Raw genomic sequence first — 13,144 nt, 5'->3', positions numbered from 1 at the left:
GGCGGAAGGGCCGAGGGTCAGGCGCCGCCGAGCAGGAACAGGAGCCCGACCGCCAGAGCCGCCGCCACGCAGAGCGAGACCATGAGCGCCGTCCGCTCGCGCGTGGCGAACCACTCGATGGCGAGCACGCGCAGTCCGAGGACGAGATGCAGGGCCAGCGCGCTGACGAGGCCCCATTCGGCCGTGCGCACGAAGCCGTTATGGGTCAGCCCGAGGAAGCTCTCCAGGCGGTCGGCCCCCTGCAGCGCGGTCCCGAGGGCGATGAAGTGCATCGGCAGGAACAGCGCGAGGGCGATGCCTGACAGGCGGTGCAGGAGGGCGGCGGCAAGGCCGGCGCGCGGGCGCGCCGCGACGCGCCGGGGCAGGGGGGCCGCCTGCGTCCCGGCATTCATGCGATGTAGACCGCGAGGGCGGCGCGCAGCCCGAGGACGACCAGGAGCGCCGAGACGGCGAGCATCGCGCCGTCGAGGGAACGCCCGCGCCAGCCCGTCCACTCGCGCAGGATGCTGCGCAGGCCGATGGGCGCATGGATCGCCGCCGCGATGACGAAGACACCGTAGAAGGCGAGGAAGGCGCGGTTGCCCTGGGTGCGGCCGAGGATCTCCCCGGCGGTGAGGCCGCCGCGCACGGCGTACAGGATGGTGCCGAGATGGACCGCCACGGCGACGGCCAGGATCACGGCGGTGCCGCGCTGGGCGACGTAGAGGAGCGGGTTCATGCCGACCTCCGGAAGCGACGGGCGCCGAGCCGCCGGAGGGACGCTTTGGCGGTCTCGCGCTTGAGGCCCGCGATGGCGAAGGTCGGCGCCAGCGCCTTGGGGCAGCTCTCGGTGCAGCTCATGTGGGTGTGGCAGGATTGGCAGCCGGCATCGCCCGAGACGGCCTCGAGGCGTGCCTCCCGGCCCCGGTCGCGGACGTCGTTCACCAGGGTCCAGGCCCGGTTGAGGGCGGCCGGCCCGAGGTAGTCCGGGTTCCACGTCACCACGTCGCAGGCGGCGTAGCAGACCCCGCAATTGATGCACTCGATGCCGGCATCCACGGCCCGGCGCTCGGGCGAGTCCGGCGCCACCACGGCGAAGTCCACGGTCGGTGCATCGCCGGGCTCGAAGGCGCCGTGCGCGGCCGTCCACTTCTCGAAGAACGGCTCCATGTCGACGGCCAGATCCTTGACCACCGGCAGGTTGCGCAGGGGTTCGAGCGTCAGGCCGTCGCTCGCCGCCACCGCCGCGACCCGGGTGCGGCAGGTCCAGCGCGGGCGGCCGTTCACCATCATGGCGCAGGATCCGCACATGCCGACCCGGCAGGCGAAGCGGTAGGCCAGCGTCGGGTCCTGCTCGCGCTGGATCTCGGTGACCACGTCGAGGATGGTCTGGGCCGGGCGCCGCGCCACGGCGAAGGTCTGAAAGCCGCCGTCCCGCCGGATGCGCACCGTCAGCATCGCCCCGGTCGCGGGCTCGACCGCACGACCGTTCAGCGCCGCGTTCGGGATCGGAGCGTTCATGCCTCAGCGCTCCGCCTTCGTGACGGCGCCGGGGAAGAACAGCTCGCCCTGGTCGGCGGCCTTGGCGCTGACAAGGCCGGCGCGGTTCATGTAGTCGAGATAGGCGAGCATGTTCAGGGGCGCGCTGGTCCAGCCGGTCTGCGGCGCGCGGATAATGTCCACCGCTTCGGCCTCGGTCAGCTTGGCGTTCTCCGCCTTGATCCAGAGGGCGGCGACCCGGTTGGGCTCCGCCTTGATCAGGGCCAGGCTCTCCTCCAGGGCGCCCCGGAAGGCGGCGACGATCTTCGGGTTGGCGGAGACGAAGCGGCTGCTCGCCCAGACGAGGTTGAAGGTGTGCGGCCCGCCGAGCACGTCGTAGCTGTCGAGCACCTTGCGGGCTTTGGGGTCCTTCAGCTCCACCTCCTGGAACGGCGGGGCGCCGAAATGCGCGGTGATCTCGGAGCGGCCGCCGAGCATCGCCGTCTGGGCGTCGGGGTGGCCCATGGAGACCGTGAGCGGATCGAGCTTGCCCTGCTGGCCGGGTCCGAAGGCCTTCTCGGCGGCCATCTGCAGGGTGATCGCCTGGATCGAGCTCTTGGCCGTCGGCAGGGCGATCTTGTCCTTCTCGGTGAAGTCCTTGATCGATTTCACCGCCGGATTCACCGTGACCAGCCAGAGCGGCATGGCGTTCAAGGCCGCCACGCCCTTGACCATCATGTTGCCCCGGGTGCGGCCCCAGATCGTCAGCATCGGCCCGACGCCGCCAGCGGCGAAGTCGAGGTTTCCCGACAGCAGGGCTTCGTTCATGCCGGAGCCGCCGGTGAAGCGCAGCCACTCGGTCGTCAGGTCAAGCCCCTGCTGGCGGGCATGCTTCTCGATGAGCCGCTCCTCCTCCATCACGGTGAGGGGCAGGTAGGAGATGCCGAACTGCTTGGCGAGGCGCACGACGGACGCCTCGGCCCAGGCTGCTCCCGATCCGGCCAGCAGGCTCGCCGTGACGAGGGCTGCGGCTCCGCAGAGCCGATTGAGACGGCCGAGCGCCATGTGTTCCTCCTCGTCTGCCCGAATTCTCTGGTCCGGTGCCGAGGGCCACGATAGCCTCGGGACGATCGCTGTCAACGGTCATATGTCATATATATGAGTTGCGCCTTGCCGAACGCCATCCGAACCGCCCCCAATCCTGCGCACCAAAACGAGCCCCTGGCGAGCCGCCCGCTCTACCTGCAGGCGCGCGACCTGATGCTGCGCCGGATCGTGGACGGAATCTGGACGCCCGGCAGCTACCTGCCGAGCGAGCCGCAGCTCGCCACGGATCTCGGCGTCTCCATCGGGACGATCCGCAAGGCGATGGAGGATCTCGTCGGGCAGGGGCTGCTGGAGCGCCAGCACGGGCGTGGCACGCAGGTGGTGCCGCACTCGAGCGATCGCTCCCGCTTCCGCTTCCTGCGCTTCGTCCACGGCGACGGCCGGCCGTTCCACCCCGTGGCCCACGTCCTCGCGGCCGGAATGGCCCGGGCCGATGCCGAGGACCGCGCCCGGCTCGGTCTGGCGGCGGGCGCGAAGGCGCTGGTCCTGCTGCGCACCCGCAGCGAGGACGGCGTCCCGATGGTCTACGAGCGCATCGCGCTGCCGGCGGACCTGTTCGCGCAACTCCACGCCGAGCCGGGCGCCGAGATGCTGGAGGAGATCTACGTGCTGTATCAGGCCCGCTGCGGCCAGACCGTGGCGCGGGCGCGGGACGAGATCGCCACCGACGGCGCGAGCGCCGCCGTCGCGGCCGCCCTCGGCTGCCCGCCGGCGGCGCCCCTGCTCCTCGTGCGCCGGGTGGCGGTGTCCCTGGCGGGCGCGCCGATCGAGTACCGTCAGAGCTGGACGGCGGCGCTGCACTACCGCTCCGACCTCGATTGACCGGAGCTCCGGACGGGTGGGACAGCTCCCGCCCCGGCCGGTCGCTTCAGATCCCGCGTGGGCGCTCTGTGCCCGGGACGGTCACGCCTGCATGCCCCAGCGCTGCAGGGTGTGGCGCTCGATGGTCTGGAAGATCAGGTTCTCGACGCAGAGACCGATGATGATCACCGTCAGCAGCCCGGCGAAGACGTTGGGGATGTCGAGCATGTTCTTGTTCTCGAAGATGAACCATCCGAGGCCGCCCGAACCCGAACTGACGCCGAAGACGAGTTCCGCCGCGATGAGGGTGCGCCAGGCGAAGGCCCAGCCGACCTTCAGGCCCGTGAGGATGCTCGGGAAGGCGGCGGGGATCAGGATCTTGGTGATCAGCCTGCCGCCGCGCAGGCCGTAGTTGCGGCCGACCATCTTCAGGGTGCGACTGACCGAGAGGAAGCCCGAATGCGTGTTCAGGGCGATGGCCCAGGTCACGGAATGGACCAGCACGAAGATGAGGCTGCCGTTGCCGAGGCCGAACCAGATCAGGGCCAGGGGAAGCAGGGCGATGGCCGGCAGGGGGTTGAACATCGACGTCATCGTCTCGAGGAAGTCGGTGCCGATGCGCGAGCTGATGGCGATGCCGGTGAGCACCGTCGCCAGGACGATTCCGAGGCCGTAGCCGATTAGCAGCACCTTGATCGATCCCCAGGCCCGCATCGGCAGCGTCCCGTCCGCGACCCCGTGGGCGAAGGCCGTCACCGTGGCGGAGAAGGTCGGGAACAGGAGATCGTTGTCGAGGATGCGCCCGTAGGCCTCCCAGATCAGGGCCAGCGCCGCCAGGATGACGAGCTTGCGCAGCCAGGCATGGTTGTAGAGCCGTTCGACCGTGGAGAGGGGCTTCTCGACGATGGCGCCCCCGTAGCTGCCGCCGCTGTCGCGGACGATCTCGGGGCGGCTCGGCCGCAGGACGATGGGAGACACGAGGGCCTTCGCGGTCCTAGACATTCTCTGCCTCCTTGATCTCTTCGGAAAACAGCATTTGGTGGATGCGTTGCTCCAGCAGGAGCACGTCCTGCGGTGAGCCGGCCGTGTTGAGCTCGGCCTTGACCTCGCCGGGATGGGGCGAGAGCAGCAGGATGCGCGAGCCGATCTTGATGGCCTCGGGGATCGAGTGGGTGACGAACAGGACCGTGAAGCGGGTCTCCTCCCACAGGGCCAGGAGCTCGTCCTGCATCCGCCGGCGCGTCAGGGCGTCCAGCGCCGCGAAGGGTTCGTCCATCAGGAGGATGTCGGGTTCCATCGCCATGCCCCGGGCGATGGCCACGCGCTGCTTCATGCCGCCCGACAGCATGTGCGGATAGCTGTCGGCGAAGGCGCTGAGGTTGACCTTGTCGATGTAGTGCATCGCCCGCTCGTCGGCGGCGCGGCCCGCCAGGCGCCCCGACGCCTCGAGGGCGAAGGCCACGTTCTGGCGCACGGTCTTCCAGGGCAGGAGCTGATCGAATTCCTGGAACACCATCATCCGGTCCGGTCCGGGCTCGGTGACGACCTGATTCTTCAGGCGGATCTGGCCCTCCGTCGGGGCCATGTAGCCGCCGACCGATTTCAGGAGCGTGGATTTTCCGCATCCCGATGGCCCGAGCAGGACGAACCGGTCGCTCGGAAACACCTGGAAGCTGACCCGGTAGGTGGCCGTGACGAGATGATGGGGCGTCTTGTACCGGAGTGTGACGCCATCGACGTCGAGCAGGGGCTCAGTGAAGTCCGATGGCAGGCTTGTTGCCAAGCTCATAGCATCCTCCCTTCAGCCACCCGCATGGCGGCCATTCCATTTCCGTGAGCGGTCTGATGCCGCTTTTCACCCGGACGTCCGGCGCGCCTGCGACCCATAGCCCGGGCCACCGTGAATTGGCGGAATCTCGTGCCGCAACCGAGGGTTATGGTGCGACAGCGAGATCGGTCCGAACCGTCCGTAGGCTCTTGGATAACAAGCAAACTCGGCCCTGTAAACGGGTTATCTATCTAATATAAGACAGGAATTTATTACTATTTTTGGATTTGATACGGGCCGGTCACCGCGCGGTTTGAGGGGGGCGATCTCGGTCTCGCGAACGCCACTTTGCCGGCCGGACGATCAAGACTCCATCCGACGCGGCGAGCGGCCGGCGTCGATGGGGCAAACGCAAGAAGACTCGGCAATAAGGTTCGGGATGCCCCGTGGCCATCGACATCGAGGCCACCTCCCGGCCGTGCACGCCCGCCGATGCCGACGACCGCGGGGGGGCGTCTCGTTCAGGTCCGCATGTACCCGTCCGGTGCGTCCGGCGCCGGCCCTACCCGACGAACGTGTAGCCCATGAAACGCTTGGCCTCGATGGGGTCGAAGCCGAGGCGGGTTGCGAGCTTCTTGCGCAGCTTGCTCACGTGCCCCTCGATGACGCTCTCCTCGACGCCGTTGCTGTAGACGCCGTAGACCACGTTGTAGATCTGGGTCTTGGTCATCCGCTTGCCCCGGTTGCGCACGAGGCATTCGAGGATGTGGCGCTCGCGGCGCGGCAGGGACAGGGCTTCGCCGTCCACCTCGGGGTCGCGCCCGTCGAAGAACACCCTGAGGCGGTCCGTGGGGACCGGCGGCATGTCGCGGGGCGTCAGGGGCGCGCCGCCGTTGACCCGGCGCCAGATCGCCTCGGACCGGGCCAGGATTTCGCGGACATGGACGGGTTTCGGCAGCACGTCGTCGATGCCGGCCTCGAACAACAGTAGGGTCTGGTCGAGGGAGCGCACGTCGCTCAGCGCGATGATCGGCGCGCGGGAGAGCCTGCGGATGGCGCCGGCACACTTGGCCCGGTCCTCGAAATCACCCAGCAGGAAGCCCTGGATCGCTTCGCGGTCGAGGCGCGACGAGGCCTGAAACCAGTTGGCGAACTCGTCCGGCGCCAGACCGAGGGAAGAGATGCCCTCCCGGTCGAAGCTGGCCTTGTACCCGGCATTCACCGATTGCCGGGTGTCGACCAAGATATACATCTACCGCCTCCCCAGACGACCAGGCTCCGGCCGACAATCACACATCGCTTGCATTCGGTTTACGTCTTCCCCATTCCAAGCCGCGGGTCGATTTTTCCCAGGATGTGTTTGGATTGGTTCGGGAAGACAGTTCGTTTTATCGGGAAATCAAGTTTTTCCCTTAAATATGCTGATATCTGTCCAGCATTCTGTACGGTCTCGTCCGAAGTTCTTCATCGCATGGTGATTCGTGCCCGCTGGACTATCCATGTCCGGCGCACGAAGGCAGGTCAATGGCCTGTCTGACATAGGTCACCGATCGTCCCATCCTGAGTCCATTGGAGCAGGTGGGAGATCAAGTCTTGGTTGTATCGATGGAGGGCGATCCGGGCGGCTGCGCGCCGCGCGCCTCCGGGCGGATTCAGACCGCCGCGGGGGCGATCCGGGCGCCGTCGAGGGCGCTGGCGAAGCCGTCGAGGCAGAAGCCCGGCCCCGTGTCGCCCTCCTGGTCGGCCAGGATGCGCTGGATCGCGACGCCGACATAGACGCCGTCGAGGACGAGCTTGAAGAACACCGTCACGGGCGCGGTGACGAACTCCATGTCGAGGACCACGGTGAGCGAGCGCCCCCAGTCGAAGCGCACGTCGGCCCCGTCGGCATACGCGATGGTGGCCTCCTTGAAGAACGGCTCGGCCGAGGAGGCGACGAGGTCGGCGATGTTGCCGTGGCGCCCGCCCTGCACCCATCCGATGAGGATGCCGCCGTCGAGGAGACAGAGTTCGGCGATGAAGTCGCGGATCGCCGTGGCGAAGACGCGCTCGGCCGCTGCGAGCACATCTTCGGTGCCGCTCGATTCCAACGTGGGACGAGCGCTCATCAGCGGGCTTTCGAGAACAGGAAGAACAGGACTTGGGCCACTGCGCTGTAGAACTCCGCCGGAATCATCTGATCGACTTCGACACTGTCATACAGGGACCTTGCGAGAGGCTTGTCTTCCACCACCGGAATGCCGTTCGCCTCGGCGATTTCACGGATGCGCAGGGCTAGGAGATCCTTGCCCTTGGCGAGAACCAGGGGCGCGGGCTGTTCGTCGCGGGCATAGCGCAAGGCAATGGCGTAGTGGGTCGGGTTGGCGATGACTAGGGTGGCGTTCTTCACGTTTGCGAGCATGCGCTTGCGCGAGCGGTCCTGTGCCATGGACCGCAGGCGGCCCTTGACCAGGGGATCGCCCTCGGACTGCTTGTGCTCGTCCTTGAGATCCTGCTTCGACATGCGGATCGAGCGCTGCCAGCGCAGGCGCGACCAGACGAGGTCGGCCGCCACGATGACGATGGTGGCGATGCTGACCACCGACACGAGGCGGATCGCCACGGTGAGGATCAGGTCGGGGATCTGGCTCGGGTCGGAGAACATGGCATTCACGGCTTTGTTGCCCTCCGAGCGCAGGAGCAGCAGGGCGACGACGGTGACGCTCAAGAATTTAAAGAGCGATTTCAGGAATTCGACCTGACCCGATTTTCCGAAGATCCGTCCCCAGCCCTTGGCGAGCGAGATCCTGGACCATTGCGGCCGGATGCGCTCGCCCACCACGCTCGGCACGTTCTGCACCAGGGAGGCGACGAGGCTGCACCCGCCCAGGATCGCCAGAATCGGGATCAGGAACCGGGCCGCCGCCAGGGCGGTGCCCTGGAGGATCATGGCGGCGTCCTGGCTGTTCCCGAGGGCGAAGTCGCGCGGGTGGTCGATGAACGGGATGAGGTCGCGGACCAGGGGGCCGGTCCCGTCGCGCACCACGAGGCTGAGCGCGATGAGCAGCCCGAGGATCGAGGCGAAGACCGGCGCCTCGCGGGAGAACGGGACGTCGCCCTTCTCCACGGCGTCGCGCACCCGCTTCTCGGTGGCGTCCTCGGTCTTGCTCTCCTGATCGTCAGACATGCGGGCGGCCGCGTGGCCGGACCGTGATTTCGCCGGTCACGGGCTCGCCGCCCTCAGCGGACGAGGGGCTCAACCTCGCCTCCGGCGTTGATCTCGATGTCGCCGCGCCCGGCCATCTCCATGGCGAGATCGGTGATGGAGCGGCGGGCCTCCAGCACGTCCTTCTGCGCCGCCGGCTCGCCGCCGTTGAGCTCGTGCTCGACCATCCGCTTCACCCGGGCCGAGAGGGCGCCGAGGACCACGGTGCGGAACTCCGCGTCCGTGCCCTTGAGGGCCATGACGAGGCGGTCGTTGGGCACGGCGTCGAACAGGGTGGTGCGCGCGCGGGGCGCCAGCTTGACGATGTCGTCGAAGGTGAACAGCAGGCCCTTGAGGATCTCCACGGATTTGGGACGGGATTCCCCCAGGCTCGTCAGCACGTCGTCGATCTGCGTGCGCTCCATCTTGTTGATGATGTCGGCCATCTTGGCGTGGGTGTCGGCCCCCGAATTGCGCGAGCCGTTGATGAGGAAGTCCTCGTGCAGGGCACGCTGGACCGACTGCATGATCTCGTCGACCACGGGCTTGAACGTCAGCATCCGGCGCATCACCGTGTTGCGCAGGGGCAGGGGCAGGTGGGCCATCACCTTGGCGGCGGTGGCCGGCTTGATCCGCGACAGGATCAGGGCCGCCGTCTGGGGATGCTCCTTGACGAGGGTGCTCGCCAGGACGGTCTCGGAGACCTCCGACATCCGGTCCCAGACGGACCGGGTGGAATCACCGCGCACATCGGCGAGGATCTCGGCGAGCTGGGCGGCCGGGATCAGGCCGGTGAGAAGCTTCTCGACTTCCTGTACGGTGCCGATGAGGCTGCCACCGTTGGAGAACTCGCCCGAGAACGCATCCACGATGGTGTCGAGCTGATGGGCACTGACGGAGCCGAGCTGCATCGCCGAGCGGGTGATGCGCTTGATCTCGTCGGCCTCGAAGTACTTCAGCAGGCGGCCGGCCGCCGGCTTGCCCATGGCGAGCAGCAGGTCCGCGACCTCGTCCACGGGGGCGAGCTGGCGCGGGAGTCCCGGGGATTTCTGGGGGATCGGCACGCTGCCCACGCTCATCGGGTCAGCCATTCTGTCCGGAATCGGCCGGGCCGACGATCTCCGTCAGGGAGACCCCGAAGCGGGAATTGTCCTCTTCCACCACGACGATCTCGCCGCGGGCGACCACGCGCCCGTTGACGGTGACGTCCACGGGCTCGCCGACCCGGTGGTCGAGGGAGACGATGGCGCCGCGCCCGAGCTTCATCAGGTCGGCCACCGGCATGGTCGCCGAGCCGAGCACCACCTGGATGAGGACCGGAATGCGCAGGATCGAATCGATGTTGCGGGTGTCGCCGATGCGGGCCTCGGCGGCCGGGGCGGCGGCCGGCGCCACGCTCGGGAAGACGGGAGCGATGCCCGCCGGGGGGGCGTCGTCGAAGGGGCTGTTGCTCATCGTCCGCTCGTCAGGGGGTGGCGTCGGGGGTCAAAGGCGTCGGGGATCAGGGTCGGACGAAGGGATGCCGCGGTCAACCGCCGACCCGCGTCTGCCGATCGAAGTCGCTCGCCAGGGCCCGCCGGCCCGCCTCCAGGGCGGAGAGGGTGGCGCGCGCCTCCTCGATCTTCCCGTCGAGGGCCTCCAGGATCGCCCGCCCCTCCGTGCTGAAGCCGCGCACGGCCTCGCCGGCCTGGTTCAGGGCGTGGCCCGACTGGGTGAGGATGCGGCCGTACTCGGCCTGGGTCCGGTCGAGGCGCTTCAGCTTGAGGTACATCGGCACCACGCAGGCGCTCGTCGCGATGAGGGCGACGAGCAGGATGGTGTCAACCAGCGGCGTTATGGCACGAGGCCTTCCTTCTCGGGGGCGATGGCTTCGTCGATGCGCAGGACGTAGGAGCCCTGCGCCTGCCCCATATGGCACCAGAACAGCGGCCTGTCGTTGCCCTCGAGCTTCACCCGGGTGGTGGGGGTGGCGTCGAGCCCGATGACCTGGCCGACCTTGAGCTCGGAGATCTCGCCGAGCGTCAGGGTGCGCTCCTCCAGGACGGCGCGGAGGGTCACCTCGGCCTTCTGCACCTCGGCTGCCATCTGCTGGGTCCATTTCGGATCGCGGGCGGCCGAGTCGACGGTGAGCACCTTCGACAGGCTCGGGCGCATGGGGTTGATCACCGATTGCGGGATGATGAGGAACATCTCGCCGCTGCGGTTGAGGGCCTGGAGCAGGAATTTGGCCTCCACCGCCTTGTTGCCGCGGCCGCCGATGACGGCGAACTCCATGCGGGTCTCCGTGCGTTCGAGGCGGAACGGCGTGGCTGCCACGAGGGAGAACGAGGATTCCAGCGCCTTGCCGACCTGTTCCAGCACGATCTGGGCGATGCGCGTCTCGATGCCGGAGAACGGGCGCTCGTCCTCCACCCGCGGCTCGCCGCCATCCGAGCCCAGCAGCACCTCGACCATGGTGAAGACGAAGTCGCGGTCGAGGCCGACGAGGATGTGGCTGTCCCATTCGGGGGCGTGGAAGAGACCCGCGATGGCGTTGGTGTCGTAGGCGTCGAGCATCTCGCCGATGCGCCCGCTCTGGATGCCGCCGAGGGAGAAGTGCACCGGCGAGGCGACGAGGTGCTTGAGGTTGTCCGAGCAGCCCGTGGTCAGGCGGTCGAACACCACGCTGAGCATGGGCAGCCGGTCGAGGGACAGGCCGCCGGCCTCGATGAGGCGGGCGCGGAGATCGGTGCTCGGCCCCTTCTGGCCGGAGGAACCCTCTGGCGTGTCCATGGTCAGGCGGCCTCGCGCTGGGCGCCGCCGTTCACGGTGGCGTTCTCGACTTCGTCGATGGTGGGGCGGTCGCCGAGGGAGATGCCCTTGCGGCCGTGCTCGACGGCGATCTGCGGCACCGCCCCGCTCATGTAGGCGAGCAGGCTCTGCTTGACGATGATGTAGACATGGGCCTGCTTCTCGCGGATCACCTTGATCTTGGTCGCGAACGGCGCGAGCACGCCGTAGGACATGAAGACGCCGAAGAACGTGCCCACCAGCGCCGCGCCGATGAGGCCGCCGAGGATCTGGGGCGACTGGTCGAGCGCCCCCATGGCCTTCACGATGCCGAGCACGGCCGCGACGATGCCCAGGGCCGGCATCGCCTCGGCCACCATGGTGACGGCCCCGTAGGGCTTGAGCCGGTCCTTGCGATAGCCCGAGATCTCCTCGTCCATCAGGGCCTCGATCTCGTGGGCGCGGGCGTTGCCGATGAGGATGAGGCGGGCGTAGTCGCAGATGAACAGGACGAGGTCGGCGTTCTTGGCGACCGTCGGATAGGCCTTGAACAGCTCGGAGTTCGCCGGGTCGTCGAGGTGGGGCTCGACCTCGTTGCGGGGCTTGGCCTTCAGCTCGCGCATGAGGGCGTGGAGGAGGCCGAGGAGTTCGAGGTAGTCCTTGCGCTTCGGCACCTTGCCGGTCAGCGCATCGACGCTCGCCTTGCCGGAATCGACCACGGTCTTCATCGGGTTGGCCATGACGAAGGCCCCCGCTCCCATGCCCCCGATGATCACGAACTCCCACGGCTGCCAGAGCACCACGAGGTGCCCGCCCATGGCGACGAACCCGCCGAGCATGCAGCCGATTCCGATGACGAGGCCGATGACAATGCCCAAGGTCTCTGGCCTCCGCCGGTGTGAACGCGTGTCACGCTAGGCAGCGGAGGTAAGGCGAGAGGCTTGCGCGGGGCTGGATGGGCCTTAAGCCCCGCGGCGCCTGTTCCCACGACCCTCCGCCGGGGCGGGGAAGAGGATCGTGCCGGCCGCGAGCCCAAGGAGAGCGACGAGCCCGAGGCGGCCCCAGCGGACGGGTTTGTTCGCGATGGCCTCCGGGGGCGACGCCGGCCCACCGAGTGCTGTCCTGGGAGCCCGGGCCGGTGCGTGATGGGGGATATCCATGTGGGTCAACGCCCGGGGCCCGCCCGCGTTGCCACGCCGCACGCCCCCGGCCTATAACCGCCGCCCATTCCCGATGCCCCGCGCCGTCGAGGAGGCTCGGGCCTCATCCGGCGCCGCTCTTTTTCGCGAGATAGGTCACGCCATGGCCGGCCATTCCCAGTTCAAGAACATCATGCACCGCAAGGGCCGCGTCGATGCGGTCCGCTCGAAGATGTTCGGCAAGCTCGCCCGCGAGATCACCGTGGCGGCCAAGCTCGGCCTGCCGGATCCCGCCATGAACGCCCGCCTGCGCGCCGCCATCATCGCGGCCCGCGCCGAGAACGTGCCCAAGGACAACATCGAGCGCGCCATCAAGAAGGCCTCGGGCGCCGACGCCGAGAGCTACGACGAGATCCGCTACGAGGGCTACGGCCCGGGGGGCGCCGCGATCATCGTCGAGGCGCAGACGGACAACCGCAACCGCACGGCCTCCGACGTGCGTTCGGCCTTCACCAAGTCCGGCGGCAGCCTCGCCGAGACCGGCGCGGTGTCGTTCATGTTCGACCATGTCGGCGTGGTGGAGTTCGAGGCCAAGGTGGCGGATGCCGACACCATGCTGGAGGCCGCCATCGAGGCCGGGGCCGACGACGTGCGCTCGTCCGAGGACGGCCACGAGATCGTCTGCGCCCAGGACGCCTACGGCGAGGTCTCCAAGGCGCTGGAAGCGCGCTTCGGCGAGCCCCGCCGCACGGCCCTGGTCTGGAAGGCGCAGAACACCATCGAGGTCGACGACGAGACCGGCGAGAAGCTCCTGCGCCTCGTCGAGGTGATCGAGGACCAGGACGACGTCCAGAACGTCTTCGTGAATTTCTCCCTGTCCGAGGCCCTGATGGAGAAGCTGGCGGGTTGAAGCTCCCG

16 protein-coding genes are annotated in these 13,144 nt (G+C 68.3%); 2 read left to right on the top strand and 14 right to left on the bottom strand.

All coding sequences use genetic code 11. The features are described from left to right. Positions 1–17 precede the first annotated feature (17 nt). Genes ASF28_RS06645 through ASF28_RS06630 form a run of 4 tightly spaced genes read right to left on the bottom strand, consistent with a single transcriptional unit; the run spans position 18 to position 2,523 of the window. On the bottom strand, positions 18–392 hold the full coding sequence (locus ASF28_RS06645) for a succinate dehydrogenase, cytochrome b556 subunit (RefSeq protein ID WP_056089272.1): 375 nt from the start codon (positions 390–392) through the stop codon (positions 18–20). Next, positions 389–718, bottom strand: a complete 330-nt coding sequence (locus tag ASF28_RS06640; RefSeq protein WP_056089271.1) for a succinate dehydrogenase — start codon at positions 716–718, stop codon at positions 389–391. Before ASF28_RS06640 ends, ASF28_RS06645 begins: the two co-directional genes overlap by 4 nt. Next, positions 715–1,500 (bottom strand): succinate dehydrogenase/fumarate reductase iron-sulfur subunit, encoded by a 786-nt coding sequence (locus ASF28_RS06635; protein WP_056089269.1) that lies wholly within the window; start codon positions 1,498–1,500, stop codon positions 715–717. The genes ASF28_RS06640 and ASF28_RS06635 overlap by 4 nt, the downstream gene beginning before the upstream one ends. 3 nt (positions 1,501–1,503) lie before the next feature. Next, positions 1,504–2,523: an ABC transporter substrate-binding protein gene (locus ASF28_RS06630; protein ID WP_056089266.1), complete on the bottom strand. Its 1,020-nt coding sequence runs from the start codon at positions 2,521–2,523 to the stop codon at positions 1,504–1,506. A gap of 105 nt (positions 2,524–2,628) precedes the next feature. Here ASF28_RS06630 and ASF28_RS06625 point away from each other — a divergent pair, with 105 nt between their 5' ends. Continuing rightward, positions 2,629–3,387, top strand: a complete 759-nt coding sequence (locus tag ASF28_RS06625) for a GntR family transcriptional regulator (RefSeq protein ID WP_162239984.1) — start codon at positions 2,629–2,631, stop codon at positions 3,385–3,387. 81 nt (positions 3,388–3,468) lie between these two features. Here the strand turns inward: ASF28_RS06625 and ASF28_RS06620 are convergent, their stop codons facing one another. From ASF28_RS06620 to motA, 10 genes are all read right to left on the bottom strand, one after another. Further along, positions 3,469–4,368, bottom strand: coding sequence for an ABC transporter permease (locus tag ASF28_RS06620; protein WP_056089261.1), 900 nt, complete (start codon positions 4,366–4,368; stop codon positions 3,469–3,471). Next, the gene (locus tag ASF28_RS06615; RefSeq protein ID WP_056089257.1) at positions 4,361–5,155 is read right to left on the bottom strand and encodes an ABC transporter ATP-binding protein; all 795 of its coding nucleotides are present in this window, start codon (positions 5,153–5,155) and stop codon (positions 4,361–4,363) included. The genes ASF28_RS06620 and ASF28_RS06615 overlap by 8 nt, the downstream gene beginning before the upstream one ends. Before the next feature lie 541 nt (positions 5,156–5,696). Continuing rightward, the gene (locus ASF28_RS06610) at positions 5,697–6,386 is read right to left on the bottom strand and encodes a response regulator transcription factor (RefSeq protein WP_056089254.1); all 690 of its coding nucleotides are present in this window, start codon (positions 6,384–6,386) and stop codon (positions 5,697–5,699) included. A gap of 400 nt (positions 6,387–6,786) precedes the next feature. Beyond that, positions 6,787–7,242 (bottom strand): hypothetical protein, encoded by a 456-nt coding sequence (locus tag ASF28_RS06605; protein ID WP_056089251.1) that lies wholly within the window; start codon positions 7,240–7,242, stop codon positions 6,787–6,789. Next, positions 7,242–8,300 carry a flagellar biosynthesis protein FlhB gene (flhB, locus tag ASF28_RS06600; RefSeq protein WP_056089248.1) on the bottom strand — a complete coding sequence of 353 codons (1,059 nt, stop codon included), beginning with the start codon at positions 8,298–8,300 and terminating at the stop codon, positions 7,242–7,244. The genes ASF28_RS06605 and flhB overlap by 1 nt, the downstream gene beginning before the upstream one ends. Positions 8,301–8,353: 53 nt before the next feature. Then, positions 8,354–9,397, bottom strand: coding sequence for a flagellar motor switch protein FliG (locus ASF28_RS06595; RefSeq protein ID WP_200912664.1), 1,044 nt, complete (start codon positions 9,395–9,397; stop codon positions 8,354–8,356). A 4-nt stretch (positions 9,398–9,401) separates the two neighbouring features. After that, entirely contained in the window at positions 9,402–9,773 is a 372-nt protein-coding gene (gene fliN, locus ASF28_RS06590; protein ID WP_056089245.1) for a flagellar motor switch protein FliN, read from the bottom strand. A gap of 73 nt (positions 9,774–9,846) precedes the next feature. Beyond that, positions 9,847–10,089: a hypothetical protein gene (locus ASF28_RS06585; RefSeq protein ID WP_244474961.1), complete on the bottom strand. Its 243-nt coding sequence runs from the start codon at positions 10,087–10,089 to the stop codon at positions 9,847–9,849. A gap of 62 nt (positions 10,090–10,151) precedes the next feature. After that, positions 10,152–11,090 (bottom strand): flagellar motor switch protein FliM, encoded by a 939-nt coding sequence (locus ASF28_RS06580; RefSeq protein ID WP_056089242.1) that lies wholly within the window; start codon positions 11,088–11,090, stop codon positions 10,152–10,154. 2 nt (positions 11,091–11,092) lie between these two features. Further along, positions 11,093–11,965, bottom strand: a complete 873-nt coding sequence (gene motA / locus ASF28_RS06575; RefSeq protein ID WP_056089240.1) for a flagellar motor stator protein MotA — start codon at positions 11,963–11,965, stop codon at positions 11,093–11,095. A 424-nt stretch (positions 11,966–12,389) separates the two neighbouring features. Between motA and ASF28_RS06570 the strand changes: the two genes are divergently transcribed. Continuing rightward, the gene (locus tag ASF28_RS06570) at positions 12,390–13,136 is read left to right on the top strand and encodes a YebC/PmpR family DNA-binding transcriptional regulator (protein ID WP_056089237.1); all 747 of its coding nucleotides are present in this window, start codon (positions 12,390–12,392) and stop codon (positions 13,134–13,136) included. The last annotated feature ends 8 nt before the right edge of the window (positions 13,137–13,144 follow it).

The organism is Methylobacterium sp. Leaf99 (assembly GCF_001422375.1).
In the GTDB taxonomy this organism is placed as follows: Bacteria; Pseudomonadota; Alphaproteobacteria; order Rhizobiales; family Beijerinckiaceae; genus Methylobacterium.
The sequence above is the reverse complement of the archived record's forward strand: the minus strand, read 5'-3'. Positions and strand labels throughout refer to the sequence as shown.

Excerpts from the sequence above, each read along its gene's own strand:
- ASF28_RS06595 (WP_200912664.1), bottom strand. The coding sequence starts at position 9,397 with ATGAGCGTGGGCAGCGTGCCGATCCCCCAGAAATCCCCGGGACTCCCG.
- ASF28_RS06620 (WP_056089261.1), bottom strand. The coding sequence starts at position 4,368 with ATGTCTAGGACCGCGAAGGCCCTCGTGTCTCCCATCGTCCTGCGGCCG.
- ASF28_RS06580 (WP_056089242.1), bottom strand. The coding sequence starts at position 11,090 with ATGGACACGCCAGAGGGTTCCTCCGGCCAGAAGGGGCCGAGCACCGAT.
- fliN (WP_056089245.1), bottom strand. The coding sequence starts at position 9,773 with ATGAGCAACAGCCCCTTCGACGACGCCCCCCCGGCGGGCATCGCTCCC.
- ASF28_RS06630 (WP_056089266.1), bottom strand. The coding sequence starts at position 2,523 with ATGGCGCTCGGCCGTCTCAATCGGCTCTGCGGAGCCGCAGCCCTCGTC.
- ASF28_RS06610 (WP_056089254.1), bottom strand. The coding sequence starts at position 6,386 with ATGTATATCTTGGTCGACACCCGGCAATCGGTGAATGCCGGGTACAAG.
- ASF28_RS06635 (WP_056089269.1), bottom strand. The coding sequence starts at position 1,500 with ATGAACGCTCCGATCCCGAACGCGGCGCTGAACGGTCGTGCGGTCGAG.
- ASF28_RS06585 (WP_244474961.1), bottom strand. The coding sequence starts at position 10,089 with ATGTACCTCAAGCTGAAGCGCCTCGACCGGACCCAGGCCGAGTACGGC.
- ASF28_RS06605 (WP_056089251.1), bottom strand. The coding sequence starts at position 7,242 with ATGAGCGCTCGTCCCACGTTGGAATCGAGCGGCACCGAAGATGTGCTC.
- ASF28_RS06640 (WP_056089271.1), bottom strand. The coding sequence starts at position 718 with ATGAACCCGCTCCTCTACGTCGCCCAGCGCGGCACCGCCGTGATCCTG.
- flhB (WP_056089248.1), bottom strand. The coding sequence starts at position 8,300 with ATGTCTGACGATCAGGAGAGCAAGACCGAGGACGCCACCGAGAAGCGG.
- ASF28_RS06570 (WP_056089237.1), top strand. The coding sequence starts at position 12,390 with ATGGCCGGCCATTCCCAGTTCAAGAACATCATGCACCGCAAGGGCCGC.
- ASF28_RS06645 (WP_056089272.1), bottom strand. The coding sequence starts at position 392 with ATGAATGCCGGGACGCAGGCGGCCCCCCTGCCCCGGCGCGTCGCGGCG.
- ASF28_RS06615 (WP_056089257.1), bottom strand. The coding sequence starts at position 5,155 with ATGAGCTTGGCAACAAGCCTGCCATCGGACTTCACTGAGCCCCTGCTC.